A 24,581-nucleotide genomic window follows, 5' to 3' on the forward strand; every position below is an offset into this window, starting at 1 on the left:
GGGGGTGGGGGACGGCAGGCGCATCACGGCGAGATCGGGTGCTTCGAGCGTCATGGGGACTCCTCGGCTTCGGCTGCATGGTTTCACTAGGTGAACCGCTGTCGAATATAAGGAAACACGCGCCGCATTGCCAGTCGGTTACGCCGGTGTGAGGATGTCGTGAAGGCCGCCGCTTCCGGTTGCGAATCCGCACGGACGGTGTAATCGGTTGCAGCCGAGCTTGTTTCGTTACAGGCGTTAACCCGGGCGCAACCGATCCGAGGGTTTCATCGCATTACTGTGTGTTTCACGACAGCGATCACGCTGGTCGTTTTCCGCTCCGAACTTCGTTCGCAACGGCCCTTTCGACCACCGTCCCCGAGGAGTTTCCATGGCAGAGACCGTCGCGGTTCCCGCTTTCCGCGTCACCGCAGACTTCTGGAAGTCGCTCCCGCAGATGCCGGTGGACGAGTTTCCCGGCACCCGCGGCTACATCGACGACGTGTACCCGAACCCGGAGGGTTCGGCGATGGCGGCTGGCTACTTCAAGCTCGACCACACCGACGCACCGCTGGACTACCTGTACGAATACGACGAGATGAAGGTCGTTCTCGACGGCGAGTTCCGGCTCGAGAACCTCGACACCGGGCAGGTCGAGATCGCCCGGGCGAGGGACGCGATCTTCTTCCCGAAGGGCTCGCGGATCCGGTTCACGACCCCCGACGGCGCGATCGCGTTCTACGTCGGCCAGCGCACCTTCGCCCCCTAGGAAGGCCGAGCCGATGAGCGTGTGTGCGAACACGACCAGCGTGCCCCGCTGGGCGGAGGAGCGAGCAGTGGCCCCCGGTGGGCGGGTCGTCACCGTCATGTCGTTCGGTCACGCGGCCGCCGAGCGGGCGCGCACCCTGGTCGCGTCCTTCGAAGGCCGCCGGGTGAGCTGGCTGCGCGTGCCCACCACTTGGGGTGACGCGGCCGATGCGGCTCTCGAACGTCACCTTTCCGCGGCCCGGGTGGGATGGCGCCTGGTGCTGGTCGGTGACGAGGCGTCCGTTCTCGCCGCCCGTGCGAAGGCCGTCGCCGCCGGCGCACTCGACGCGGAGATCCTTCCCGAGGTGCTCGTCGCCGGACGTCGCCGGCTGTACTGCGTGCACTGCCTGTCCGTCCATTCGACGGACGCGGCGATCGGCGGGACCGGAGCCTGTCCGGGCTGTGACGCGAAACTGATGGTCTATCACCATGTTTCGAGGCGGCATGGTGCGTACTTCGGCTACATGATCGACGCGGAGGAGAGCTGATGACCCTCGTATCCGATTCCGATTCCGATTCCGATTCCGATTCCGGTGCCGCCGTCCGGGACGGCGGCACCGCCCTGGCTCTGACGGTCACCGAGGTGGCCGCCGTGGGGCGCGACGTCCGGCACGTCCGGCTCGCCGATCGAACCGGCGGGCCGCTGCCCTCGTTCACCCCCGGCAGCCACATCGTGCTGTCCTGCGGCCACCACGCCGACGGCCGTCCCCGCCGCAACTCCTACTCGCTGACCGGTGCCGAGTTCGAGCCGCACAGCTATTCGATCTCCGTGCGCCTCGACGAACACGGCCGGGGCGGTTCCCGCTGGGTCCACGATCTCGCGGTGGGCGACCTCGTGGAGGTCAGCACGCCGCGCAGCGCGTTCGCGCCGGTGCTGACCGCGCGGCACCACATGCTCGTCGCCGGCGGCATCGGAGTCACGCCGATCCTGTCGCACGTCCGCGCGGCGATTCGATGGGGCCGGTCGTTCGAGGTGCACTACACGTTTCGCGAGGGCGACGGTCCGCACCTCGACGAGTTGCGCGACCTGTGCAGCGATCGGCTGCACACCTACCACACGCCGGAGCAGTTCTGGGCCGCGATGGACCCGGCCCTGCTCGATCGGCCGCTCGGCACCCATCTGTACGTGTGCGGACCGTCCGGCCTGATCGAGGATCTCGCGGGCCGCGCCCGGAACGCGGGCTGGCCGGACGCGCGGATCCACTACGAACACTTCGGCGTCGGCGACCTCGATCCGGGGTCGCCGTTCACCGCGCACCTGCGCCGCGCCGGCTTGGACATCGACGTCGAATCCGGTGTCAGCCTGCTCGACGCCCTCGAGGCCAGAGGTGTCGCGATACCGAACCTGTGCCGGCAGGGGGTGTGCGGCGAATGCCGGACGTCCGTCGCCGACGGTGCCGTCGAACACCGCGATCTGTACCTGACCGCAGCGGAGAAGGACGCCGGCGACTGCATGATGCCGTGTGTCTCCCGCGCTGCCGGATCCCGATTGGAGCTGGAACTGTGACCACGGCAACCGAATCCGCCGTGCTGCCGCACCGGGTCGCACGATTCCCCTTCCCTTTCCCGCGGAACAACTACCGATACAGCACGAACGTCGAACCCGCGGGCACCCGGACCGAGACGGCCGCCGGCGGCTGGGGGGACCATCCCGTCGACATCGACGAACACCACCTCGACGAACTCGCCGAGCGTTCCCGCGTGCTCGCCGCAGATCCCGGCCGGTTCCAGGCGCTCCCGCACATGGACATCGCGCAATGGGACGCGATGCTCACACTCATGAAGATGCTCGCCGAGGCGTACCCGCGGAGGTTCGCCCTCGACCGGGACGGCGACATCTGGCGGTGGAGCAATGTCGCACTCGATCTCGAGCAGGCATTCGTCTTCGGGCGGGCCGTGACCCTGCCCGAACCGCCCCTCCTCTACATCGGCAGGCAGATCCAGGAGGATGTCGTGCTGCTCGACCAGCGCGACGGCGCGCTGTGGGGCGACGCGGGGCTCGTGACGTGCGCGGCGGACTGGTCGCTGCGCTTCGACATCGGTATGAGCTTCCTGGAGATTCACGGTCCGGTACCTCGTATCCACACCGAGGGTGTGATCGGGCGCGCCCAGTCCTTCCTCATGGGACTGGCCGGCGGACAACGCTATCGGCGTACCAACTGGACCCTCACCGTGGATCGCCGACTCGACACCGCGACCGAGACCTACCCGGAATGGGGACGCGACCGCCGGCTGCTCGCGGAGGGACCTCTCGCCGACGTCGGCCGGCGCCTGCACCTCCGGGTGGAAGTGCAGCACCTGATCCGGCTCGGTGAGTCCGGCGCGCTCATGTTTCTGATCCGCACCCACCTGCTGCCCTTCGAACAGGTCGCGCTCGTGCCGGAGTGGGCCGACCGCCTCTACCGGGTGCTCGAGGAACTCCCGGACGACATGGCCGACTACAAGGGCATCACACGAACCCGCGAGCCGGGCCTGAAGTGGCTGCGTGAATTCGGGGGTGTGCGACCGTGAAGAACTCCGGAATCGTTACCGGGACCGTCCCACCGATCGATCCCACCGGCCGGATCCATCTGCTCTTCTGCGTCGGCGACTGTGCGGACGCCCGCACAGTCGTCGGGACCTGGGCGGCTCAGGCGCTGGCCGCCGGCCGCGTCGCGACCGTGGTGCCCGCGGCCACCGCCGCCCGGGTGACGCAGTTCGTGCAGCAGGCACGGGCCGGCAGCCGTGTGCTCATCGCCGGGCCTCGCCGCGAAGCGATGCTCGCGGCGGCCGCGGCGCGCGCCGCCGGTGTCCTGCCGTGCGAGACGACCACCTATGTCACTGCCACCGAAGGGGTCTCGCTGTTCTGCCCGCACTGCGGCCGGACCGGCGACGTCGAGGCGGAGCCGGGCGCGGTCGTCGCCTGCGGATCGTGCGGGCTCCACCTCGAGATCCGCCCTCATCTGTCGGGACATCACGGCACCTACCTCGGTGCCGTGGCCTGTCCTTCACCAGGAAAGGAAACACCGTGACCACTTCCGTCGCCAGCGACCTGTCCTGCCTGCCGTGGCCGTTTCCCGCGGGGGACGGTACCTTCCGCTACGCCGTGAACGTCGAGCCCGCGCCGAGGCGCACCGTCACCGCGGCCGGCGTGTGGGGCGAGCACATCGTCGATCTCGGCAAGAGCCACGACGAGTACGTCGAGATGATGGCATTACGCCGCGCGATCCTCCGCGCGGATCCGGCGCGGGTGCAGACGCTTCCCCACATGACCCCGGCGTGCTGGGACCTGCTGCTCTACTACATGCGCGAGATGGCGCAGTCGTTTCCCGACGTCATGCACCTGGACGCCGACGAGACCGGGTACCGCTGGCGCAACGATCTGCTCGGAATCGACCAGCGGTTCGTGCTCGGTGACGAGACCTCACTGCCCGAACATCCCCTCGTGTTCGTCGGGTGCCAGCTGCCCGACGACGTGCTGCTGGTCACGGAGCGGGACGGGCACCTGTGGTTCGATGCCGCGCTGGTCACGTCGTCGGCGGACTGGTCGGTCAAGTTCGACATCGGCATGAGCCTGCACGAGATCCACCGGCCCGTACCGGGTCTGACGCCGGACGGGATCACCGACCGCGCCGAGCAATTCATGCGCCGGCTCACCAGTGATCAGGCATACCGCCGGGTGAACTGGACGTTCTCGGCTGTCGGGTCGCGACGCCGCGACACGAGTCTCGAGTCGATGCCGGAGTGGATGGACGACATGCCCCGGTTGATCGCGGACGGGGATTGGGGCCGGATCCAGTTGCGGATCGAGCTCGAGCATCTGATCCGGTTGCCCGTGACCGGGGCGATCGTCTTCAACATCCGCACTTACATGGCGCCGCTCTCGGAGGTCGCCCGGATTCCGGAGTGGGCCGCGCAGCTCGCGGACATCGTCGAGGAACTGCCTGACGAGATCGCGCGGTACAAGGGCATCGACTCGTATCGGATGGCCGCGATGGCCTGGTTACGTTCCCAGTGACCTCGTGCGCGGTTCCGGCAGCTGCCGCTGCCGGAACCGCGCACGGGCACGCGTAGGTCAGCGCATTTCGCCCGCGCCGACGTAGGGGTTGAGACTCGTCAGGGGTTTGCCCTCGGCGAACCGGGAGTAGCGGAAGTCGTTCCCGTCGACGGCCGGGTCGCTCGAGATTCCGTCGAGCAGCAGATCGGCAGCGAGCCGGCCGACCGCCGGGGAGATCTTGTAGCCGTGTCCGCTGAACCCGACGAGCAGGAACAATCCGGGCGCGGGGGAGGGGCCGATGATCGGGTTGTAGTCGGGGGTGATGTCGTAACAGCCCGCATACGACGATGCCAGCCGCGGATCGGGCATCTCCGGCAGCAGCCGTTCGAGTTTGCCGACGGCGACCTCGATGTAGCCGTCGTCGGCGCGGTTGGAATACGAGTCGGGATCGGCGATCTCGGGCGACGAGTGATCGCTGTTGCCGACCAACAGTTCGCCGTTCGGCTCGCGGCGCACGTAGTGCAGGTTGACCAGGTCCGAGAACGTCGGGACGTCGGGGGTGGGTACGCCCTGATCGACCAGGAGGATCGGTTCGCGCTGGGCCCGGATCGGAAGGTCGACCCCCGCGGTCGCGCCGAGGGTCGGTGACCAGACCCCGGTCGCGAGAACGACGGTGTCGGAATGGATTTCGGTGCCGTCCACCAGTTTTACACCGTACACGTCGCCGCCGGGGCGCTGCAGCAGCGAAGTCACCTCGGTGGACTGGCGGACCCGGACGCCGAGGCTCCGGGCCCTGGTGCCGTAGGCCATTCCCGTCATGTACGCGTCGCCGTGACCGCCGAGCGGTTCGTAGGCGAAGGCGGCGAAATCGCCGAGGGCGATTCCGGGCCACAACCGGCGGACCTCGTCGGCGTCGATGCTCTCGACCGGGACACCGAGTTCGCGGTGCATCGTGACGTTCGCGGCGAGGGGGCCGGTGTTGTTCTCGCCCACTCCGACGATGTAGCCGGTCTGCCGGAATCCGATGTCGGTGCCGAAGATCTCGTCGGCGCTGCCGAAGACCTGAACACCGTGCCAGGCCATCGCGGCCAGGGACGGTACGCCGTAGTGGCATCGGACGATGCCGCTGGACTTTCCGGTCATGCCGGAGCACAGGGTTCCCCGTTCGAGGACGAGGACGTCGGTCTCGCCCCGCTCGGCGAGGGACCATGCCGTGGCCAGTCCTTCGAGTCCGCCGCCGACGATTACTACACGGGCGCTTTCTGTCATCGGTCATCCTCGCAGGTCGTTGTTTCTTGTCAATGTACACTGTTGCATGAAAAGAAACTCGGTGGGATGACGCTGTGTGACGACGAGGTAAACCCTGCCGGGACGACCGCACCGGTCCGCGGTCGCGCCGTCCCGCGGCCGGGTACCGTCGGCGCCATGACGGTCCCCGTGCGTCCCGCCTCGAAAGCCGATGTCTCCGCCGTTGCAGCTGTTCTCGCCGAGGCGTTCGCCGACGACCCGGTGATGGAATGGATGTGACCCGAGATGCGACACCGCGCACGGGGTTTGCCGCGAATGTTCGCCGCCGAAGCCCGATTCCATGCGGTACCCGGCGGCGGGGCAGAGATCGCCGAGGGTGCCGACGGCGCCGCGGCCGGAGCGACCCTGTGGGCGCCGCCCGGAGCGTGGAAGCCGTCGGCGGTGCAGTCGCTGCGCATGATGCCGCGCCTGATGCTCGCCCTCGGGCGTCGATCCCGCATCGGGCAGGAGGTCAGCGAAGCACTCGACGCGGCGCACCCCGGCGAACCGCACTGGTACCTGTCGGCGATCGGCACCGCGAGCGCCGCACGCGGTGGCGGATACGGTGCGGCGCTGCTGCGATCACGCCTCGATCGATGCGACGCCACAGGTGTGCCCGCCTACCTCGAGTCCAGCAAGGAATCGAACATCGGCTACTACGAGCGGTTCGGGTTCGATGTCACCGGCGAGATCGTCGTGCCCGGAGGAGGACCCACGCTGTGGGCGATGTGGCGCACGCCGCGGTGACCGAATCCGGTCCTACGACCGGACCGCGCAGCGAGCGCGATCCGGTCGCGTGCCGGCGTGTCTACCCTCGCGCCGTCACGGGCGCGGCAAGCCCCTGCTCGTCGACGAGCCGTTGGATTCCGGTCAGGGTCTCGTCGAGCCCGGCCCCCAGCCGGGGACCCGGTGTGAAGGTGGCCGGAAGCCGTCGCATGCCCTGGATGACCCCGATGGAGTCGTAGTGAACGGTGCCCTCCGGATCGCACCGGTAGTCCGGTACACGGTCGAGGACGGCGACGAGCATCCGCTTGAACATGGTGCGCGCGAGGTTGGATCCGATGCAGCGGTGCACGCCCAATCCGAAACTGAAGTGGCGATTGCCGGTGCGTTCGAGGTCGATGGTGTTCGGGTCCGAGAACAGTTCGGGATCCCGGTTGGCCATCGCCCAGGAGAGCCAGACTCGTTCGCCCTCCTTGAACCGGACACCATCGAGTTCGACATCCGCGGAGAAGGTGCGTCCGTCGCCGGCCGACGGGCAGAAGAACCGCAGGAACTCTTCGGTCGCCGAGTCGAGCAACCGGTCGCGTTCCGTGCTGAGGACCTCGCGCTGATCGGGGTTCTGGGACAGCCATTCGAGCGCGTGGGAGGTCAGCGCGGTGGTGGTGTCGAATCCGCCGCCGATGAGCAGGCTGAGGACGCCGAGTAGTTCGAGGTCGTCGGGCGTCTCGCCGTCGACGGTCGCCCGGGCGACGGCGTCGACCATGCCGGGGCGGGGATTCTCGCGGATCTCGTGGAGGTTGGTGAGGAGGTCCACGCCCATCGTGCGATGGAGTTCCGCCACGCGGGGAACGTCGGGCGAGTCCGGAGGTGTGTACATCGCGGCGTGGACCGGTTCGCAGTACACCTTCCATTTCGTAACCGGAATTCCCAGCATCGCCAGCGTGATGACCGCAGGCACGATGTTCACCAGATCGTCGATGAAGTCGATCTCACCGGTCTCGATCTTCTCGTCGAGGCAGGCCCGGATCACCTCGTCGATCAGTGGAACCCACTTCCGGATGGCGGCGGGGGACAGGTACGGATTGAGGACCGTGCGGAACTCTCTATGTTCGGGGTCGTCCATCTCGAGGATTCCACCCCGGACACCCGACGCTCGGGCCGCCGTCGGAATCATGATCCCCTTGTATCCGCGGCGTTCTCCCTTGATGTCGTGGTCGTTCGAGATGTCGGCCGAGCGGGAGAGCGTGAAGACGGCATTGCTGCCTGCCGCCACCCAGTGACCACCGTGGGTGTCGGACCAGGCCATCGGGCACTTCGAATGCATCTCGTCGGTGATGCGCAGAAAGTTGTCACGGTAGTCCGGGGCATGTCGATCGAACTGGAATACGGGTGTTCGGTGTGCGGTGTCTTCGACGTTCATGTCCTGCTCTCTCGCGCGCGGGTAACGGTGGGTGCGGATTCGGACGTGCGGTGTCAGTGGAGTGAGACGGCCTGTTCGGGGCAACTGCGGAAGGCCTCTCGTGCGCTGTCCGCGAGGTCGGCCGGAATGTCGCTGCGGACGGCGGTGGCATGGCCGTCGATCTCGCTGAGCTCGAACAACGCGGGGGCGGCCATGGCGCACAGGGTGTGTCCCTGGCAGCGTCGCGGATCAACGTCGACCTTCATCGTTTGCTCCGTCTCGAAGTGGATACTGTTCTCGTGCACTGTGTTCGATGATTTCTTCGTCATCGCACCGGAACGTGGTCGGCGACGGATTCCGGTCGCCGACGAGTGAGGGAAGAGTAGCGGTCTCTATTTCGGAAACCACATTCCGGATTGGCAGAATAGTATTCTTAGAGTGGGTCGGGTGCAAGCTTCCGTCCGCAATTCTTTGCGATGCCGCCGAGTTCGCCCGTCGGACGGTTCGGGACGCGGACGCAGCAGGCCGCGGTAACCCGACCGGAACGGCGGTCGGAGTCGCGGGATCGGGTTGGCCGATCGGGCTCGCGGTCGCGGCGGTGGCGGTGGGTGGCGTACTGCAATGCGTCTGGTCGGGACGGCCGGCGGCGCGATATCCGGTCTCCGGGGGCGCGTACGTGTACGGACGCGAACGGCTCGGCGAGTTCTGGGGATGTCTGGCGGGCTGGTGTTCCGTGGTCGGCACGACCGCCTCGTGCGCCGCCGTGGCGCTGCCCGTCGGACTCCACGCCTGGCCGGAGCGGGCACACGCGGTTCCGGTCGCGGCGGTCGTGCTGCTCACGGCGGCCGACTATCGCGGTGGTCGGAAGTCGGCACGGGCGGCGCGGGTCGTCGTGGCGCTCGGGCCGGCCGGATGCATCATCCTGGCCGTCACGACGCCCGTCGGGTTGGTGCAGGCGGGGGCTGCGGTGATCGCGGTGGGCGCACTGATCCTCGCCGCACGACGTTGTTTCGGATCCCCGCCGCCGCAGAGGCAGGTCGAGCCGCACCGATAACCGGTCGAACTGGCATGTCCTGCAATGAAATCGGATTCACCTGGTTCAGGACGCCGACGCTGCGGCCCACGGAGGAACGACGGAGCTCAGCCCCGGTAGGCGCCCTGCCAGACGGTGTCGAACGGAGTGTTCGCCGACACCCGTGCCTCGATGCCCGCGGTCACGAAGTCCTTCGCCAGTGCGACCGCCGCGGCCACGTCGGCACCCTTCGCGAGCTGAGCGGTGATCGCCGCCGCCAGCGTGCAACCTGCGCCGGAGACCCGCTCGCTGCCGACCTTCGGCGCGGACAGCAAGGTCACCTCGCTGCCGTCGAACAGCACGTCGACCGCGTCGTCACCGTCGAGTTCGACGCCCCCCTTTGCGATGACGTACTGCGGCCCCAGATCGTGGATGCGCCGCGCGGACTCGATCAGATCGTCGACGGAATCGATGCTGTCCATCCCGGACAGCGTGCGGGCCTCGAAGAGATTCGGGGTCACGACCGTCGCGTGCGGCAGCACCTGGGTGCGCAGCGCGTTGTCGGTGTCCAGCGCGGCGCCCGGTTCCTGCCCCTTGCAGATCAGGACCGGATCGAGCACCACGTGCCGCCACGACTGCCGTCCGAGCGCTTCGGCGACGACGTCGATGGTGGCGGGCGTGCCGAGCATGCCGATCTTCACGACATCGAGATCGTGCGCTGCGGTCGCGGCCTGGATCTGATCGGCGATGACCTGCGGATCGATCGGCACGAACCGATGGCCCCAGTTGTTCTCCGGGTCGAACGAGACGATGCACGTGGTCGTGCCGACGCCGTACACACCCAGTTGCTGGAACGTCTTCAGGTCCACCTGCAGGCCGGCGCCCCCGGTCGCTTCCGAACCGGCGATGACGAAGGCGAGGTCGACCACAGCGGTGTTCTCCGTTCGAGGTGTGGGGACCGTGGACGAACTGCCACGATCGGTCGGCACACAGGTTAACAACCGGTCGGGTGCCGGGCCGGGGCCGCCCGGGGTAGCGCGCCGCTACTGTGAGCGCCATGACGGCGTTCGACAACCTCGACGACTACCTCGCACTGCCTCGTGTCACCGCGCTCGCGCTGTCCCCGGACGGCACGCGGGTGGTCGTCGCCCGGTCCACGCTCGACGAGAAGGGGATCGCCTACACCGGTGCGCTCTGGGAGCTCGACCCGGACGGCCGGGGCCCGGCGCGCAGGCTCACCCACGGTGCGAAAGGTGAAGCGAACCCGGTCTTCACTGCAGCGGGCGATCTCCTGTTCACCGCCGCGCGCGGCGCCGACGACGATCCGGCATCACTGTGGCGGCTGCCCGCCGGCGGCGGAGAGGCCGAACGGATCGCGTACCGCCCGGGCGGTATCTCCGCCGTGCACACCGCGACCCGCGCCGACCGCATCGTCGTGACCGCACCCGTGCTGGGTCACGCCGACAGCGACGACGAGGGGCTCCGCGCCGCCCGCAAGGATGCGAAGGTCTCCGCCGTCCTGCACACCGGTTATCCCGTCCGTTACTGGGACGCCGACCTCGGCCCCGAGCGCCCGCATCTGCTGTCGGTCGGTGCCGACGGCACCCTCGACGATCTCACTCCCGGTATCCGCGGTTCGCTGCGCAACGCGGCAGTCGACATCGCGGCCGACGGCACCTTCGCTGTCACCACGTGGTCCGTGCCGGGCCCGCTCGGCTCGCGCCGCACCACGCTCGTGCGCGTCGATCTCGGGACCGGCCTGCGCACGTCGCTCGTGGACGACGAACGCGGCGACGCCGTCTCGCCGCGGATCTCGCCGGACGGCACTCGTGTGGCCTTCCTCCGGGAAACCGTCACGACCCCCGAGGATCCGCCGCGAATCACGTTGCGCGTGTATGAATTTCCCACCGGGAAGACGTCGGACGCGACCCTCGGCTGGGACCGCTGGCCCACCTCGCTGGCGTGGCTGCCGGACGGATCGGGACTGTTGCTCATCGCCGACGACCACGGCCGCGCACCGATCTTCGCGTGCACCGTCGGCGACGAACTGCCCGTTCGGCTCACCACCGACGACGCCGCGTACAGCGACGTGAAGGTCGCGCCGGACGGCCGGTACGCGTTCGCGCTGCGCGCCTCCTACGAGACGCCACCGCATCCCGTGCGCATCGCCCTGACCGGCGACGACCGCGGCACGGTCGTGCCGCTGCGAGCTCCGAGCGAGCTGCCCGAGCTGCCCGGCCGGCTCACCGAGGTGCACGCGACCGCCGTCGACGGCACACCCGTGCGTGGTTGGCTGGCCCTGCCCGCCGGCGCCGCTGCGGCAACTCCCGCCCCGCTGCTGCTGTGGGTGCACGGTGGGCCGCTGAGCTCGTGGAACACCTGGTCGTGGCGGTGGAACCCGTGGCTGCTCGTCGCCCGCGGCTACGCGGTGCTGCTGCCCGACCCTGCTCTGTCCACCGGATACGGCCGCGATTTCGTGCAGCGTGGCTGGGGCCGCTGGGGCAAGGAACCGTTCACCGATCTCATGGCGATCACCGACGCCGCCGAAGCGCTGCCCGAGATCGACGGCGAGCGCACCGCCGCGATGGGCGGATCGTTCGGCGGCTACATGGCGAACTGGATCGCCGGGCACACCGACCGGTTCCGCGCGATCGTCACCCACGCGAGCCTGTGGGCGCTCGACCAGTTCGCGCCGACGACCGACGCTGCCTGGTACTGGCAGCGCGAGATGACCCCGGAGATGGCGGTGGAGAACTCGCCCCATCTGTACGTGGACAGCATCGTCACCCCGATGCTGGTGATCCACGGTGACAAGGACTATCGCGTCCCCATCGGGGAGGCGCTGCGCCTCTGGTACGAACTGCTGTCCGAATCGGGCCTGCCGGCCGACGACGATGGCACCACCGTCCACCGCTTCCTGTACTTCCCGAGCGAGAACCACTGGGTGCTCAGTCCGCAGCACACGGCGATCTGGTACCGGACGGTCGAAGCGTTCCTGTCCGAGCACGTGCTGGGCCGGCCGATCGACCTCCCGGAGCTGCTGGGCTGAAATCCGCCGATCGGCGCGTCACGCGGGCGGAAGTCGGGACAAGTCAGGATGTGATGCCGGTGCGGTGTCCGGCCTTCTTCGCCAGTTCGCTGACAGTCTCCTTCGCGTGGGGAACGCTCTCCTTGACGACCTTCGACGCCTCGCTGACCTTGTCCTGGACTGCCGCGTTGTGCCACAGATCCGCCGACTGGCCCTTCATCTTCTCGTAGGCGCCTCTGCCGGATTTCGAGCCGAGGACGTACCCCGCCGCGGCCGCACCCGCCGCCAGCATCAGTGCTCGCATCATCGTGGTCTCCCGTTCGTGTCGACCGGTTCGGGCCCATGGGATACCCGGTGGGAGGCCGGTTCACACGCGGAGCGGCCGCCCGGCGGGACCGTCACCATGAGGGGCCTCACCACGAGGGGCGGTCACCATGAGGGGCGGAGGCCTCCCGGGGTGATCACCGTCCGGAGGGCGGTGCCCAGCGCGGCGAAGGTCGCGGGATCGAGCTGCTGCTGCCATCGCGCGACCGCTTCCCGCGCTGCGTCGTCCGCCGCGCGCGTACAGGCCCAGCCCTTGTCCGTCAGCTGCAGCAGGCGCGCCCGGGCGTCGGTGGGGGCCGGTTCGCGCGTGACGTAGCCGCGCTCGACCAGTTGGTCGACGAGCTGCCCGGCGGCCTGCTTGGTGACACCCAGATGGTCGGCGAGGTCGGAGGCGGTGGCGTCGCCGGCGCTGATCCGCGCGAACGCGAATCCGTGCGACGGCCGCACGTCGGTGAACCCCCGTTCTACGACACCGTCCTGGATGGCATCGATGAGCTGGGTGGCCGCGCGCAGCACGAGCGCGGGCAGATCCGGGAAATCGGGCATGCAACCATCTTGACAGAAAGGACAAGGAGCTTGACCATATAGACAAGGAGATTGACCATTCGAGAGGAACAGAGATGACGGTTCTCGACTCCGCTGCCAGCATCCGATTCGAGGCGCACGGCAGCACGTTCTCGTCCTACGTGGCATCCAGGAACAGCACGCAACTGTGCGCCTGGAAGCTCACGGTCCCGGCCGGGTCGCGCGGTGTCGCCCACCGTCCCAGCCGCGACGAGGTGCTTCTCGTCCTCGACGGCACCCTGCACATCACCATCGACGGCGTCCACCACCGCGTCGCGGCGGGCGACGTCGCGCTGGTGCGGGCCGGCGCCGAGGTGATCGTCGACGGCGGTCCGCGGGGAGCGGCAGTGTGGGTCACGACGACCCCGGGGCTCACCGCGACCCTCGGCGACGGCACCCGGCTGACCCCGCCCTGGGCACAGTGAACTCGGCCGCGAGGTCCGACGATCGGGGGCTGTCCAGGCGATTTGTGCCCGGCGCTTAGGATTGCCTGGTGACCAGTGCGCCAGAGAACCCGCAGAATCCCGCCGACGCCCTCCCCAAGAGCTGGGACCCCAGCGCTGTCGAGGCCGAGCTCTACCAGGGCTGGGTAGATGCCGGGTACTTCAGTGCCGATCCGGCGAGCGACAAGCCCGGCTACTCCATCGTGCTGCCGCCGCCGAACGTCACCGGCAGCCTGCACATGGGTCACGCCCTGGACCACACCCTCATGGATGCGCTGACCCGCCGCAAGCGCATGCAGGGGTACGAGACGCTGTGGCTGCCCGGCATGGACCACGCCGGCATCGCCACCCAGACCGTCGTCGAGAAGCAGCTCGCCGCGGACGGGAAGGCGAAGGAAGACTTCGGCCGCGAGCTGTTCATCGACAAGGTGTGGGACTGGAAGCGCGAGTCCGGCGGCACCATCCAGGGGCAGATGCGCCGCATCGGCGACGGCGTCGACTGGTCCCGCGACCGCTTCACCATGGACGAGGGCCTGTCCCGCGCCGTGCAGACCGTCTTCAAGCGCATGTACGACGACGGCCTCATCTACCGCGCCGAGCGTCTCGTGAACTGGTCGCCGGTGCTGCAGACCGCGATCTCCGACATCGAGGTCAAGTTCGAGGAGGTCGAGGGTGAACTCGTCTCCCTGCGCTACGGCTCCCTGAACGACGACGAACCGCACGTGATCGTCGCGACCACCCGCGTCGAGACGATGCTCGGCGACACCGCCGTCGCGGTGCACCCCGAGGACGAGCGCTACAAGCACCTCGTCGGCACCACGATCCACCATCCGATCACCGAACGGCAGATCCCGGTCATCGCAGACGATTACGTCGACCCGACCTTCGGCACCGGCGCAGTGAAAATCACCCCGGCGCACGACCCGAACGACTTCGAGATGGGCCTGCGGCACAACCTGCCGATGCCCACCATCATGGACAAGGCCGGCAAGATCGCCGACAGCGGAACGCGTTTCGACGGCATGGACCGGTTCGAAGCCCGCGTGAAGATCCGCGAGGCGCTCGCCGAGCAGGGGCGCGTCGTCGCCGAGAAGCGCCCGTACCTGCACAGCGTCGGCCACTCCGAGCGGTCCGGTGAGACCATCGAGCCGCGTCTGTCGATGCAGTGGTGGGTCAAGGTCGAGACGCTCGCGAAGGCGGCCGGTGACGCAGTCCGTAACGGCGACATGGTGATTCACCCGGCGAGCCAGGAGCCGCGCTGGTTCGCATGGGTCGACAACATGCACGACTGGTGCATCTCCCGGCAGTTGTGGTGGGGTCATCGCATCCCGATCTGGTACGGCCCCGACGGTCAGGTCGAGTGCTTCGGACCGGACGAGACCGCGCCCGAGGGCTGGGAGCAGGACCCCGACGTGCTCGACACGTGGTTCTCCTCGGGCCTGTGGCCGTTCTCCACGATGGGCTGGCCCGAGAAGACCGCCGAACTCGAAAAGTTCTATCCCACCAGCGTTCTCGTCACCGGCTACGACATCCTGTTCTTCTGGGTCGCCCGCATGATGATGTTCGGCACCTACGTCTCGGGAGACGACGCGATCGGCGACGCCAAGGTTCCGTTCACCGACCTGTTCCTGCACGGCCTGGTCCGGGACCAGTTCGGCAAGAAGATGTCGAAGTCCCGCGGCAACGGCATCGACCCGCTCGACTGGGTGGACCGCTTCGGCGCCGACGCCCTGCGCTTCACGCTCGCGCGCGGCGCGAACCCGGGCAGCGACCTCGCCGTCGGCGAGGACCATGCCCAGTCCTCGCGCAACTTCGCCAACAAGCTCTTCAACGCCACCAAGTTCGCGCTGATGAACGGTGCCGTGGTGGCCGAGCTGCCGGCCCGCGGCGACCTGACCGACGCCGACCGCTGGATTCTGGACCGGCTCGAGCAGGTCCGCGCCGACGTCGACGAGGCGTTCGAGAAGTTCGAGTTCTCCAAGGCATGCGAGGCGCTGTACCACTTCGCCTGGGACGAGGTCTGCGACTGGTATCTCGAACTCGCCAAGGTGCAGTTCGCCGAGGACGCCGACCGTGCCGCGCACACCCGGGCCGTGCTCGGCACCGTCCTGGACGCGCTGCTGCGCCTGCTGCACCCGGTGATCCCGTTCGTCACGGAAACCCTGTGGAAGGTGCTCACCGGCGGTGAGTCGCTGGTCGTCGCCGCATGGCCCGCCGCGAGTACGCAGACCGCCGACGACGACGCGGCCCGCCGCATCGAGGACATGCAGAAGCTCGTCACCGAGGTGCGCCGTTTCCGCAGCGATCAGGGCCTCAAGCCGTCGCAGAAGGTCGCCGCGCGGATCACCGAGATCGACGCCGCCGACCTCGCCGCGCAGGTTCCGGCGGTGCGGTCGCTGGCCCGTCTCACCGATCCCGCGGAGGGGTTCTCCGCGACCGCGTCCGTCGAGGTGCGCCTGTCCCGCGCGACCGTCACGGTCGAGCTCGACACCTCGGGCACGATCGATGTCGCAGCCGAGATCGCGCGTCTGCGCAAGGATCTCGCCGTCGCCGAGAAGGAACTGGCCGGCACCTCCGCCAAGCTCGGCAACGAGGCGTTCCTGGCGAAGGCCCCGGCGCCGGTGGTGGAGAAGATCACGGCGCGCAAGCAGATCGCCGAAGAGGAGATCGCCCGTTTCACGGCCCGGCTGGCGGAGCTGGGACAGGCGTGAGCACCGAACGTCCCGGGGAACCGTCCCCCGTCGATCTCGCAGAGCTGGCGCTGGTCGAGGCCGAACTCGACCAGCGCTGGCCCGAGACGAAGATCGAACCGTCGCTGACCCGGATCGCCGCGCTCATGGACCTGCTCGGCTCCCCGCAGCACAGCTATCCGGTGATCCACGTCGCCGGCACCAACGGCAAGACATCGGTCACCCGCATGATCGACGCGTTGCTGACCCGCATGCACCGGCGAACCGGCCGCACGACCAGCCCGCACCTGCAGCTGGCGACAGAGCGGATCAGCATCGACGGTGTGCCCGTCTCGCCGCGCACCTACGTCGACACCTACCGCGACATCGAGCCGTACGTCCGGATGATCGACCAGCAGTCCGAGGCCGCGGGCGGCCCCAGGATGAGCAAGTTCGAGGTCACCACCGCGATGGCGTTCGCCGCGTTCGCCGACGCCCCCGTCGACGTCGCGGTCGTCGAGGTCGGTCTCGGCGGTCGCTGGGACGCCACCAACGTCGTCGAGAGCCAGGTCGCGGTGATCACACCCATCGGCATCGACCACACCGGCTATCTCGGCGACACCCTCACCGAGATCGCGGGGGAGAAGGCCGGGATCATCAAGCCGGCCCGCCCCGACGACCTGGTGCCCCGTGACACCGTCGCCATCATCGCCCGGCAGGAACCCGAGGCGATGGAGGTGCTGCTGCGTCAGGCGGTCGAGTCCGACGCCGCGGTCGCGCGGCAGGGCTCGGAGTTCACGGTCCTGCAGCGGCAGATCGCCATCGGCGGCCAGCAGCTCGAGCTGCAGGGACTCGGCGGTGTGTACAGCGACATCTTCCTGCCGCTGCACGGCGAGCACCAGGCGTTCAATGCGTCGCTGGCGCTCGCCGCGGTCGAGGCGTTCTTCGGTGCCGGACCCGATCGGCAGCTCGACGTCGACGCGGTGCGCGAAGCGTTCGCCTCGGTGGTGAACCCGGGCCGGCTGGAACGGGTGCGCAGCGCACCGACGGTGTTCCTGGACGCCGCCCACAACCCGCACGGCGCGAAGGCCCTCGCCGCGGCGCTCGCCGCCGAATTCGACTTCCGCAAGCTCGTCGGTGTCGTCTCGGTGATGGCCGACAAGGACGTGCGCGGGCTGCTCGAGGCCCTCGAGCCGGTGTTCGACGAGATCGTCGTCACCCACAACGGGTCGCCGCGGGCCATGGACGTCGACGACCTCGCCGATCTCGCCGTCGCCCGGTTCGGCGACGAACGCGTGGTGACCGCGGCGACACTGCCCGACGCGATCGAGACGGCGATCGCCATCGCCGAGGAGGTGGCCGAACCCGGTGAGGCAGTATCGGGGGCGGGTGTCGTGGTGACCGGATCGGTCGTCACTGCCGGTGCCGCCCGCAGCCTGTTCGGAAAGGACCCAGCGTGAGCAACGAGAACCCGGACGGACAGGACCGCGAGATCCGGCCCCCGGCGAAGGACCCGTGGAAGGGCTTTCGCGGCGTCATGGCAGGCACGCTGGTGCTCGAGGCGATCGTCGTGTTGCTCGTGCTGCCGGTCGTCGCCGCGGTCGGCGGTGGTCTCGACGCGTTCTCCGGCAGCTACATCGTGGTGCTGGCCGTGCTGATGTTCCTCGGCGCGGGGGTGCAGGGCCGCTCGTGGGCGATCCCGTTCAACCTGGGGTTGCAGGTGCTGACGTTGCTCGGCTTCTTCATCGACCCCGCGCTCGGGGCCGTGGGCGTGCTGTTCTCGGTGGTCTGGGCGTACCTGCTCTACCTGCGCAAGGACATCAAGGAACGGGAGGCGCGGGGTCTGCTCCCGGGCCAGCGCGACTGAACCTCTACGCTGTTCGGCGTGACTGAACGGACACTGGTACTGATCAAGCCCGACGGCGTCGCACGCCGTCATGTCGGAGAGATCCTCTCGCGCGTCGAGCGCAAGGGCCTCAACATCGTGGCGCTGCAGCTGCGCACCGCGACCGAAGAGATCGCCGGGGCGCACTACGCCGAACACGAGGGCAAGCCGTTCTACCCGGGGCTGATCGAGTTCATCACCGGTGGCCCGCTGGTCGCCGCCGTGCTCGAGGGCCCGCGCGCCATCGCGGCGTTCCGGCAGCTCGCCGGTGGCACCGACCCCGTCGAGAAGGCCGTTCCCGGTTCGATCCGTGGCGACCTCGGACTCGACGCGGGCGAGAACCTGGTGCACGGTTCCGATTCGGTCGAATCCGCCGAGCGGGAGATCGCGTTGTGGTTCCCGGAGCTCGCGAACGGCTAGTCGCTCGCCGAAGCCGAGACCGGTCGACGGCGCCCTTCGGGGCGCCGTTGGCGTATCCGGGCAATCCTGTGTGGGATACTGGGGAAGGTTGCTCCGGACGAACACGTGCGGAGCGGCCGACGACATCACGGATCGATGCCCGACATCGCTGTGGCCGAGAAACGCAGGAGACACCTCGCTCGGCGACATGCTGGATGTTCCGGCGCTCGACTCGCGATCAAGCCAGGCAACGCTCGGCCGTGCAGTGATAACGGGCACCGGACGACCGCGCGATGCGAGACCGGAATCTCGCGCCCGAGGGGCGCGAGCACACAAGCTGCGCCCCCGCGTGGCCGCGTCACATCGTCGATGACAGCGATGGACGCGCCCGGGGGTATTAGGAGACTTACGTGGCCGATCAGGTGCCGCAGGACAACAATTCCACCGAAGCCGCAGCGGAGCTGCCCGCGAAGATCCGGGTGCACGCTCTCGCCAAGCTGCTCGGACTGACGAGCAAGCAGGTCATCGCGAAAGCTGCGGAGTTCGGCCACGAGTTGCGCAGCGCGCACTCGACCCTCCACCGGGAAGCCGCCGAGCAGGTGCGCGCCGCGCTGCTCGCCCCGGCGACCGACGAAACTGCCCCGGCGACCGACGAAACTGCCCCGGCGACCGACGAAACCGCCCCCGCCGCGGAGACGGTCCCCGAGACCGCACCGGCAGCTCCGGTCGAGACCGAAGCCCCCGCCGAGACCGAAGCCCCCGCCGAGACCGAAGCGCAGGTCGAGGCTGCCCCGGAACCCGAAGCAGCCCCCGAAACCGAGCAGCATCCCGCCGGACCCGGGTCACTCTTCACCGCTCCGGTACAGGACACCCCGTTGTTCGAGGTTCCGCAGCCCGCGACCACCGAACCCGTCGTCGAGGCACCGCTGTTCCTGCAGCCCGAGCCGACTCCGCCGGCCGAGAGCGCGCCGCGCCGCCGCCGCACCCGTCGCGGTGCCGAGGCGCCCGCCGAGCCGGTCGCCGAGATGGAGGAGACCGAAGAGCCCGCGACGGAGGAAGCGCCCTCCGAGGCCGTCGCCGAGAGCGACGACGACCATCCCCGCCGTCGGCGTCGTGGACGCCGAGGTCGTGGTCGCGGTCGCGGTGAAGCAGCCGAAGGCGGCGAGGACATCGACACCACCGAGGGTGGCGAAGCGGAGAGCAAGGCCGAGCCGGAGCGGAGCGCCGAAGCTCAGGAGACCCCGGCGGCCGAGGCGACCGAGTCCGCCGAGGAGACTGCGGAGTCGGACGAGGCCGGCGCGGAGGACGAGCAGGGTGAGGGCACCTCGCGTCGCCGTCGCCGTCGCCGTCGTCGCAAGGGCAGCGAGGCCGCGGACACCACCGAGGACGACTCCGTTCCCACCGTGATCCACGAGCGTGAACCGCGCAGCAAGACCCGTGCCGCGAAGGACGAGGTCCAGGGCATCAGTGGTTCGACGCGACTGGAGGCGAAGCGTCAGCGCCGCCGCGACGGCCGGGAGGCCGGCCGCCGGCGTCCGCCGATCCTCACCGAATCCGAGTTCCTCGCCCGTCGCGAATCCGTCGACCGGGTCATGGTGGTGCGGGAGCGCACCGAGGGTTCGCACGCCGGCATGACCCAGGTCGCGGTGCTCGAGGACGGCATCCTCGTCGAGCACTTCGTGACCAGCGCCAACTCGGCGTCCATGGTGGGCAACGTCTACCTGGGCCGGGTGCAGAACGTGCTGCCGTCGATGGAAGCCGCGTTCATCGACATCGGCCGCGGCCGCAACGGCGTGCTGTACGCCGGCGAGGTCAACTGGGAGGCCGCGGGCCTCGGCGGCAACTCCCGCAAGATCGAGCAGGCGCTCAAGCCCGGCGATCACGTCGTCGTGCAGGTCAGCAAGGACCCGGTGGGGCACAAGGGTGCCCGACTGACCACACAGATCAGCCTTGCGGGCCGATTCCTCGTGTACGTGCCGGGCGGTTCGTCGACCGGCATCAGCCGCAAGCTTCCGGACACCGAACGCAAGCGTCTCAAGGAGATCCTGCGTGAGATCGTCCCCGCGGACGCCGGCGTCATCATCCGTACCGCCGCCGAAGGCGTCAGCGAGGAGGAGCTCTCGCGTGACGTGACCCGGCTGCAGACGCAGTGGGCCGCCATCGAGGAGCAGGCCGCGAAGGCGAAGTCCGAGGCATCCGGCCACCCGAAGACGCTGTACGAGGAGCCGGACCTGCTCGTCAAGGTCGTCCGCGACCTGTTCAACGAGGACTTCTCCAAGCTCGTCATCGAGGGTGACAAGTCCTGGCGCACCGTCGAGAACTACATCCGCACCGTGGCGTCGGATCTCCTGCCGCGGGTGGAGCAGTACGACAACCCGGGCAGTGTCGACGTGTTCAGCGCCCACCGCATCGACGAGCAGCTCGCCAAGGCGCTCGACCGCAAGGTGTGGTTGCCGTCCGGTGGCACGCTCGTCATCGACCGCACCGAGGCCATGACCGTCGTCGACGTCAACACCGGTAAGTTCACGGGTGCGGGCGGCAACCTCGAGGAAACGGTCACCCGTAACAATCTCGAAGCGGCCGAGGAGATCGTGCGGCAGATGCGGCTGCGCGACATCGGCGGCATGATCGTCGTCGACTTCATCGACATGGTCCTCGAGTCGAACCGCGACCTGGTGCTGCGCCGCCTCACCGAAGCTCTCGGGCGCGACCGGACCCGGCACCAGGTGTCCGAGGTGACGTCGCTGGGTCTGGTCCAGATGACCCGCAAGCGGCTCGGCACCGGCCTGGTCGAGGCGTTCTCGACCACGTGTGAGCACTGCCACGGGCGCGGCCTCATCGTTCATTCCGATCCGATCGAATCGAAGCCGGCCGAGGAGTCGGGCCGCTCGAAGAGCGAGGGTGGCGGATCGCGTCGCAAGCGCAACCGTGATCGCGGGGCAGGGCAGGAGTCGCAGCAGCCGCAGCACCACGAGCCGGCGGCGGAACCCGCGGCGCAGCATCATGCGACGCCGGAGGAGGCCGCGGCTCGCCGGGCGCATCCGGTCGCGCTGGCGATGGCTGCCCACCATGCGACCGAGGCGGACACCGAGCATGTGACCGCGGTCGAGGCGGAGACGCCCGCCGTCGCGGCGGTAGTGGAGCAGGAGTCGGAGGCTGCGGTTGCCGACGAGGCACCCGGCGCCCCGGTTACCCCGTCCGAGCCGGTTGCCGAGACCACGGTCGGCGCAGAGCCCGCCGGTGAGCCCTCGGCACCCGAGGGCGAGGCGGGGGAGTCGGAGACCGCGGCACCGGAGGTGGAAGCGCCGACGGAGGCCGAGGCGCCCCGGCGCCGCCGTGCCCGCCGGGTCTCCCGCGCCGCAGCGGCACCGGCCGGGGACAGCGAAGGTGCAGGCACCGTGTTCGTCATCCCGACGCCCACGGTCGTCGAGGCGCCGGCGGCGGAACCCGCCCCGGCTGTCGCGGGCGGAGACGGGGACGCGGCCGCGACGGTCGTGGAACGACGGCCTCGCCGGCGTCGTGCCGCCGGCCGGCCCGCGGGTCCCCCGGTCGACGCAGAAGCGTGAGACACCCTCACCGGCCCGCCGTTCGCGGGCCGGTGAGGGGTGGCTGCCGAGCGCAGGCGTCGTTCGACACAATCGGCACCACCGGTTTGACCCTGGCAGTCACCTTCCCGTAATCTTGCACAGTCGCTACTCGCGATACAGCCCAGCTGCGCCTGGATTCCGGGAAACCGAGAAATCGGGTAAGACTTGCGGGCTCCGAGTCAGCAACCACAGACCAGTCGCGCTGCACACCGTGGCGCGAGCACGTTCGAAGAAGCAAGGGGTAGCCGTCCGATGGCAACGTACGCGATCGTCAAGACCGGCGGTAAGCAGTACAAGGTCGCTGAGGGCGATCTCGTCAAGGTCGAGAAGATCGAGGGTGAGCCCGGCACGGCTGTCTCCCTTGCTCCGGTCCTCGTCGTCGACGGGTCCGCGCTGACCACCGATGCCGACAAGCTGGCCGAGGTTTCGGTCTCCGCCGAGATCGTCGAGCACACCAAGGGCCCGAAGATCCGCATCCACAAGTTCAAGAACAAGACCGGTTACCACAAGCGCCAGGGCCACCGTCAGAAGCTGACGGTCGTCAAGGTCACCGGCATCAAGTAACTCGAACTTCCAGCTTCAACCCCAGGAGGGTTCGTCATGGCACACAAGAAGGGTGCATCCAGCTCCCGCAACGGTCGCGATTCGAACGCGCAGCGACTCGGCGTCAAGCGTTTCGGCGGCCAGGCCGTCAACGCCGGCGAGATCCTCGTGCGTCAGCGCGGCACCCACTTCCACCCCGGTGTGAACGTGGGACGCGGCGGCGACGACACGCTGTTCGCCCTTGCTGCCGGCTCGGTCGAGTTCGGTAGCAAGCGCGGTCGCAAGACCGTCAACATCGTTCCGGTCGCGGCAGACGCCTGATCTGCCGTCCGATTCGGACTTTGCGAGGGCTTCCCTCGCGACATACTCCCAGTAGGGGCGGACCAGGGTCGCATACCCGGTCCGCCCCTACTGTTTTCGTTTACACCCTGATTTTCCTGTACACCCGATGCCGAACGTCATCGGTGTCCGGACGGAGAGAGGTCCACCCATGTCCCGCTTCATCGACCGGGTGGTGCTGCACGTCAGCGCCGGTAAGGGCGGCAACGGTTGCGCCTCCGTCCATCGCGAGAAGTTCAAGCCGCTCGGCGGCCCCGACGGCGGTAACGGAGGCAACGGCGGCGACGTGATCCTCGAAGTGGACGGCAACGTCCACACGCTGCTCGACTTCCACTTCCATCAGCACGCCAAGGCCACCAACGGCGCGCAGGGCGCGGGCAGCAACCGCGACGGCGCCAACGGCGGTGACCTGGTGCTCCGGGTGCCCGACGGCACCGTCGTGCTGGACACCGACGGCAAGGTGCTCGCCGACCTCATCGGCGTCGGCAACCGATTCGTCGCGGCGCACGGTGGCCGCGGTGGTCTCGGCAACGCCGCGCTCGCCTCGAAGGCGCGCAAGGCGCCCGGCTTCGCGTTGCTCGGTGAGGAAGGCGAAGAACGCGATCTCGTCCTCGAACTCAAGTCGGTCGCCGACGTCGGCCTCGTCGGCTTCCCGTCCGCAGGCAAGTCCTCGCTGGTGTCGGTGCTGTCCGCGGCGAAGCCGAAGATCGCCGACTACCCGTTCACCACGCTGGTGCCGAATCTCGGGGTCGTGCAGTCCGGCGACACCACTTTCACCGTCGCCGACGTGCCGGGTCTGATCCCCGGCGCGAGCGAGGGCCGCGGTCTGGGCCTGGACTTCCTGCGGCACATCGAACGCTGCGCGGTGCTGGCGCACGTCGTCGACTGCGCGACCCTCGAACCGGGCCGCGACCCGATCTCCGACATCGACGCGCTCGAAGCCGAGCTCGCCGCCTACCAGCCGGCGCTGTCGGGGGACAGCAGCCTCGGCGACCTCGCCGACCGGCCCCGCATCGTCATCCTCAACAAGGCCGATGTACCCGATGCCGCCGAACTCGCCGAGTTCGTCACCCCCGAACTCGAAGCACGCGGATGGCCCGTGTTCACCATCTCCGCGGTCAGCCGCGAGGGTCTGCGCCCGCTGACCTTCGCCCTGGCCCGCATGGTCGAGGAGTACCGGACCGCTCATCCGGCGGCCGCGCCGAAGCGCCCGGTCATCCGGCCGGTCGCCCGCGACGAATCCGGATTCAGCGTCATCGCCGATCCGGAGACCCCCGGCGGCTTCATCGTCCGTGGCACCCGCCCGGAACGCTGGGTGCGGCAGACCGCGTTCGACAACGACGAGGCCGTCGGCTACCTCGCCGACCGTCTCGCGCGCCTCGGTGTCGAGGACGAACTGGTCAAGCAGGGCGCCGAGCCGGGCTGCTACGTCACCATCGGCGACGTCAGCTTCGAATGGGAGCCGCAGACGCAGGCCGGTGTCGATATCGTGCCCACCGGCCGCGGCACCGATGCCCGCCTCGATCAGGTCGACCGTGTCGGCGCAGCCGAGCGCCGTCATGCGAAGAAGGTGCGTCGCGGGCTCGCCACCGACGACGACGAATTCTAGATCGGCGC

The 24,581-nt window shown here is 68.9% G+C and carries 23 protein-coding genes and 1 pseudogene; 18 read left to right on the forward strand and 6 right to left on the reverse strand.

Annotation, left to right across the window (positions count from 1 at the left end; translation table 11 throughout):
- Positions 1 to 370 precede the first annotated feature (370 nt).
- Genes A8G15_RS18435 through A8G15_RS18460 form a run of 6 tightly spaced genes read left to right on the forward strand, consistent with a single transcriptional unit; the run spans position 371 to position 4,783 of the window.
- Complete coding sequence (locus A8G15_RS18435; RefSeq protein ID WP_068162745.1) at positions 371 to 748, forward strand: cupin domain-containing protein; 378 nt, start codon at positions 371 to 373, stop codon at positions 746 to 748.
- A gap of 13 nt (positions 749 to 761) precedes the next feature.
- Positions 762 to 1,274 (forward strand): dimethylamine monooxygenase subunit DmmA family protein, encoded by a 513-nt coding sequence (locus A8G15_RS18440; RefSeq protein WP_068162749.1) that lies wholly within the window; start codon positions 762 to 764, stop codon positions 1,272 to 1,274.
- The gene (locus A8G15_RS18445) at positions 1,274 to 2,293 is read left to right on the forward strand and encodes a PDR/VanB family oxidoreductase (protein WP_068162753.1); all 1,020 of its coding nucleotides are present in this window, start codon (positions 1,274 to 1,276) and stop codon (positions 2,291 to 2,293) included. Before A8G15_RS18440 ends, A8G15_RS18445 begins: the two co-directional genes overlap by 1 nt.
- Positions 2,290 to 3,297: a heme-dependent oxidative N-demethylase family protein gene (locus A8G15_RS18450; RefSeq protein ID WP_068162756.1), complete on the forward strand. Its 1,008-nt coding sequence runs from the start codon at positions 2,290 to 2,292 to the stop codon at positions 3,295 to 3,297. Before A8G15_RS18445 ends, A8G15_RS18450 begins: the two co-directional genes overlap by 4 nt.
- On the forward strand, positions 3,294 to 3,797 hold the full coding sequence (locus A8G15_RS18455; protein WP_068162759.1) for a dimethylamine monooxygenase subunit DmmA family protein: 504 nt from the start codon (positions 3,294 to 3,296) through the stop codon (positions 3,795 to 3,797). The genes A8G15_RS18450 and A8G15_RS18455 overlap by 4 nt, the downstream gene beginning before the upstream one ends.
- Positions 3,794 to 4,783, forward strand: coding sequence for a heme-dependent oxidative N-demethylase family protein (locus A8G15_RS18460; RefSeq protein WP_068162762.1), 990 nt, complete (start codon positions 3,794 to 3,796; stop codon positions 4,781 to 4,783). The genes A8G15_RS18455 and A8G15_RS18460 overlap by 4 nt, the downstream gene beginning before the upstream one ends.
- 57 nt (positions 4,784 to 4,840) lie before the next feature.
- Here the strand turns inward: A8G15_RS18460 and A8G15_RS18465 are convergent, their stop codons facing one another.
- Positions 4,841 to 6,031 (reverse strand): NAD(P)/FAD-dependent oxidoreductase, encoded by a 1,191-nt coding sequence (locus A8G15_RS18465; RefSeq protein ID WP_068162765.1) that lies wholly within the window; start codon positions 6,029 to 6,031, stop codon positions 4,841 to 4,843.
- A gap of 156 nt (positions 6,032 to 6,187) precedes the next feature.
- Here A8G15_RS18465 and A8G15_RS18470 point away from each other — a divergent pair.
- Positions 6,188 to 6,796: pseudogene (locus A8G15_RS18470) on the forward strand (GNAT family N-acetyltransferase).
- Between the two features lie 61 nt (positions 6,797 to 6,857).
- Here A8G15_RS18470 and A8G15_RS18475 read toward each other — a convergent pair.
- Both A8G15_RS18475 and A8G15_RS18480 read right to left on the reverse strand, forming a co-directional pair.
- Positions 6,858 to 8,192 carry a cytochrome P450 gene (locus tag A8G15_RS18475; RefSeq protein ID WP_068162767.1) on the reverse strand — a complete coding sequence of 445 codons (1,335 nt, stop codon included), beginning with the start codon at positions 8,190 to 8,192 and terminating at the stop codon, positions 6,858 to 6,860.
- A 53-nt stretch (positions 8,193 to 8,245) separates the two neighbouring features.
- Positions 8,246 to 8,437 carry a ferredoxin gene (locus tag A8G15_RS18480; protein WP_068162885.1) on the reverse strand — a complete coding sequence of 64 codons (192 nt, stop codon included), beginning with the start codon at positions 8,435 to 8,437 and terminating at the stop codon, positions 8,246 to 8,248.
- Positions 8,438 to 8,847: 410 nt separating this feature from the next.
- Here A8G15_RS18480 and A8G15_RS32535 point away from each other — a divergent pair, with 410 nt between their 5' ends.
- Positions 8,848 to 9,225 (forward strand): hypothetical protein, encoded by a 378-nt coding sequence (locus A8G15_RS32535; protein ID WP_211270196.1) that lies wholly within the window; start codon positions 8,848 to 8,850, stop codon positions 9,223 to 9,225.
- Between the two features lie 86 nt (positions 9,226 to 9,311).
- Here A8G15_RS32535 and thiD read toward each other — a convergent pair whose 3' ends face one another.
- Positions 9,312 to 10,112 carry a bifunctional hydroxymethylpyrimidine kinase/phosphomethylpyrimidine kinase gene (gene thiD / locus A8G15_RS18490; RefSeq protein WP_068162773.1) on the reverse strand — a complete coding sequence of 267 codons (801 nt, stop codon included), beginning with the start codon at positions 10,110 to 10,112 and terminating at the stop codon, positions 9,312 to 9,314.
- Positions 10,113 to 10,240: 128 nt separating this feature from the next.
- Here thiD and A8G15_RS18495 point away from each other — a divergent pair, with 128 nt between their 5' ends.
- Positions 10,241 to 12,232, forward strand: a complete 1,992-nt coding sequence (locus A8G15_RS18495; RefSeq protein WP_068162776.1) for a S9 family peptidase — start codon at positions 10,241 to 10,243, stop codon at positions 12,230 to 12,232.
- A 43-nt stretch (positions 12,233 to 12,275) separates the two neighbouring features.
- Here A8G15_RS18495 and A8G15_RS18500 read toward each other — a convergent pair whose 3' ends face one another.
- Together A8G15_RS18500 and A8G15_RS18505 are read right to left on the reverse strand one after the other, a co-directional pair.
- On the reverse strand, positions 12,276 to 12,518 hold the full coding sequence (locus tag A8G15_RS18500; protein WP_068162779.1) for a hypothetical protein: 243 nt from the start codon (positions 12,516 to 12,518) through the stop codon (positions 12,276 to 12,278).
- 122 nt (positions 12,519 to 12,640) lie between these two features.
- Entirely contained in the window at positions 12,641 to 13,081 is a 441-nt protein-coding gene (locus A8G15_RS18505) for a MarR family winged helix-turn-helix transcriptional regulator (RefSeq protein ID WP_068162781.1), read from the reverse strand.
- 74 nt (positions 13,082 to 13,155) lie between these two features.
- Here A8G15_RS18505 and A8G15_RS18510 point away from each other — a divergent pair, with 74 nt between their 5' ends.
- The 9 genes from A8G15_RS18510 to obgE all read left to right on the forward strand — a co-directional run bounded on the left by A8G15_RS18510 (position 13,156) and on the right by obgE (position 24,573).
- Positions 13,156 to 13,524, forward strand: a complete 369-nt coding sequence (locus A8G15_RS18510) for a cupin domain-containing protein (protein ID WP_068162784.1) — start codon at positions 13,156 to 13,158, stop codon at positions 13,522 to 13,524.
- Between the two features lie 65 nt (positions 13,525 to 13,589).
- Positions 13,590 to 16,253 (forward strand): valine--tRNA ligase, encoded by a 2,664-nt coding sequence (locus A8G15_RS18515; RefSeq protein ID WP_211270197.1) that lies wholly within the window; start codon positions 13,590 to 13,592, stop codon positions 16,251 to 16,253.
- Positions 16,250 to 17,671, forward strand: a complete 1,422-nt coding sequence (gene folC, locus A8G15_RS18520; protein ID WP_068162792.1) for a bifunctional tetrahydrofolate synthase/dihydrofolate synthase — start codon at positions 16,250 to 16,252, stop codon at positions 17,669 to 17,671. The genes A8G15_RS18515 and folC overlap by 4 nt, the downstream gene beginning before the upstream one ends.
- A complete protein-coding gene (locus tag A8G15_RS18525) occupies positions 17,668 to 18,078 on the forward strand; it encodes a DUF4233 domain-containing protein (protein ID WP_068162795.1) in 411 nt (136 codons plus the stop codon). Before folC ends, A8G15_RS18525 begins: the two co-directional genes overlap by 4 nt.
- 18 nt (positions 18,079 to 18,096) lie before the next feature.
- Positions 18,097 to 18,516, forward strand: a complete 420-nt coding sequence (gene ndk / locus A8G15_RS18530) for a nucleoside-diphosphate kinase (protein ID WP_068162798.1) — start codon at positions 18,097 to 18,099, stop codon at positions 18,514 to 18,516.
- 389 nt (positions 18,517 to 18,905) lie between these two features.
- Complete coding sequence (locus A8G15_RS18535; RefSeq protein WP_068162801.1) at positions 18,906 to 22,061, forward strand: translation initiation factor IF-2 N-terminal domain-containing protein; 3,156 nt, start codon at positions 18,906 to 18,908, stop codon at positions 22,059 to 22,061.
- A 273-nt stretch (positions 22,062 to 22,334) separates the two neighbouring features.
- The gene (gene rplU / locus A8G15_RS18540; RefSeq protein WP_068162803.1) at positions 22,335 to 22,646 is read left to right on the forward strand and encodes a 50S ribosomal protein L21; all 312 of its coding nucleotides are present in this window, start codon (positions 22,335 to 22,337) and stop codon (positions 22,644 to 22,646) included.
- A gap of 36 nt (positions 22,647 to 22,682) precedes the next feature.
- Complete coding sequence (gene rpmA, locus A8G15_RS18545) at positions 22,683 to 22,946, forward strand: 50S ribosomal protein L27 (RefSeq protein ID WP_068162806.1); 264 nt, start codon at positions 22,683 to 22,685, stop codon at positions 22,944 to 22,946.
- Between the two features lie 169 nt (positions 22,947 to 23,115).
- Positions 23,116 to 24,573, forward strand: a complete 1,458-nt coding sequence (obgE, locus tag A8G15_RS18550) for a GTPase ObgE (RefSeq protein ID WP_068162809.1) — start codon at positions 23,116 to 23,118, stop codon at positions 24,571 to 24,573.
- Positions 24,574 to 24,581: the final 8 nt, after the last annotated feature.

The organism is Rhodococcus phenolicus (assembly GCF_001646785.1).
Classification (GTDB): Bacteria; Actinomycetota; Actinomycetes; order Mycobacteriales; family Mycobacteriaceae; genus Rhodococcus; species Rhodococcus phenolicus.

Bases quoted from the DNA above. Each gene is read 5' to 3' on its own strand.
- A8G15_RS18435 (WP_068162745.1), top strand. From the start codon at position 371: ATGGCAGAGACCGTCGCGGTTCCCGCTTTCCGCGTCACCGCAGACTTC.
- A8G15_RS18440 (WP_068162749.1), top strand. From the start codon at position 762: ATGAGCGTGTGTGCGAACACGACCAGCGTGCCCCGCTGGGCGGAGGAG.
- A8G15_RS18445 (WP_068162753.1), top strand. From the start codon at position 1,274: ATGACCCTCGTATCCGATTCCGATTCCGATTCCGATTCCGATTCCGGT.
- A8G15_RS18465 (WP_068162765.1), bottom strand. From the start codon at position 6,031: ATGACAGAAAGCGCCCGTGTAGTAATCGTCGGCGGCGGACTCGAAGGA.
- A8G15_RS18475 (WP_068162767.1), bottom strand. From the start codon at position 8,192: ATGAACGTCGAAGACACCGCACACCGAACACCCGTATTCCAGTTCGAT.
- A8G15_RS18480 (WP_068162885.1), bottom strand. From the start codon at position 8,437: ATGAAGGTCGACGTTGATCCGCGACGCTGCCAGGGACACACCCTGTGC.
- A8G15_RS18495 (WP_068162776.1), top strand. From the start codon at position 10,241: ATGACGGCGTTCGACAACCTCGACGACTACCTCGCACTGCCTCGTGTC.
- A8G15_RS18500 (WP_068162779.1), bottom strand. From the start codon at position 12,518: ATGATGCGAGCACTGATGCTGGCGGCGGGTGCGGCCGCGGCGGGGTAC.
- A8G15_RS18505 (WP_068162781.1), bottom strand. From the start codon at position 13,081: ATGCCCGATTTCCCGGATCTGCCCGCGCTCGTGCTGCGCGCGGCCACC.
- A8G15_RS18510 (WP_068162784.1), top strand. From the start codon at position 13,156: ATGACGGTTCTCGACTCCGCTGCCAGCATCCGATTCGAGGCGCACGGC.
- rplU (WP_068162803.1), top strand. From the start codon at position 22,335: ATGGCAACGTACGCGATCGTCAAGACCGGCGGTAAGCAGTACAAGGTC.
- rpmA (WP_068162806.1), top strand. From the start codon at position 22,683: ATGGCACACAAGAAGGGTGCATCCAGCTCCCGCAACGGTCGCGATTCG.
- obgE (WP_068162809.1), top strand. From the start codon at position 23,116: ATGTCCCGCTTCATCGACCGGGTGGTGCTGCACGTCAGCGCCGGTAAG.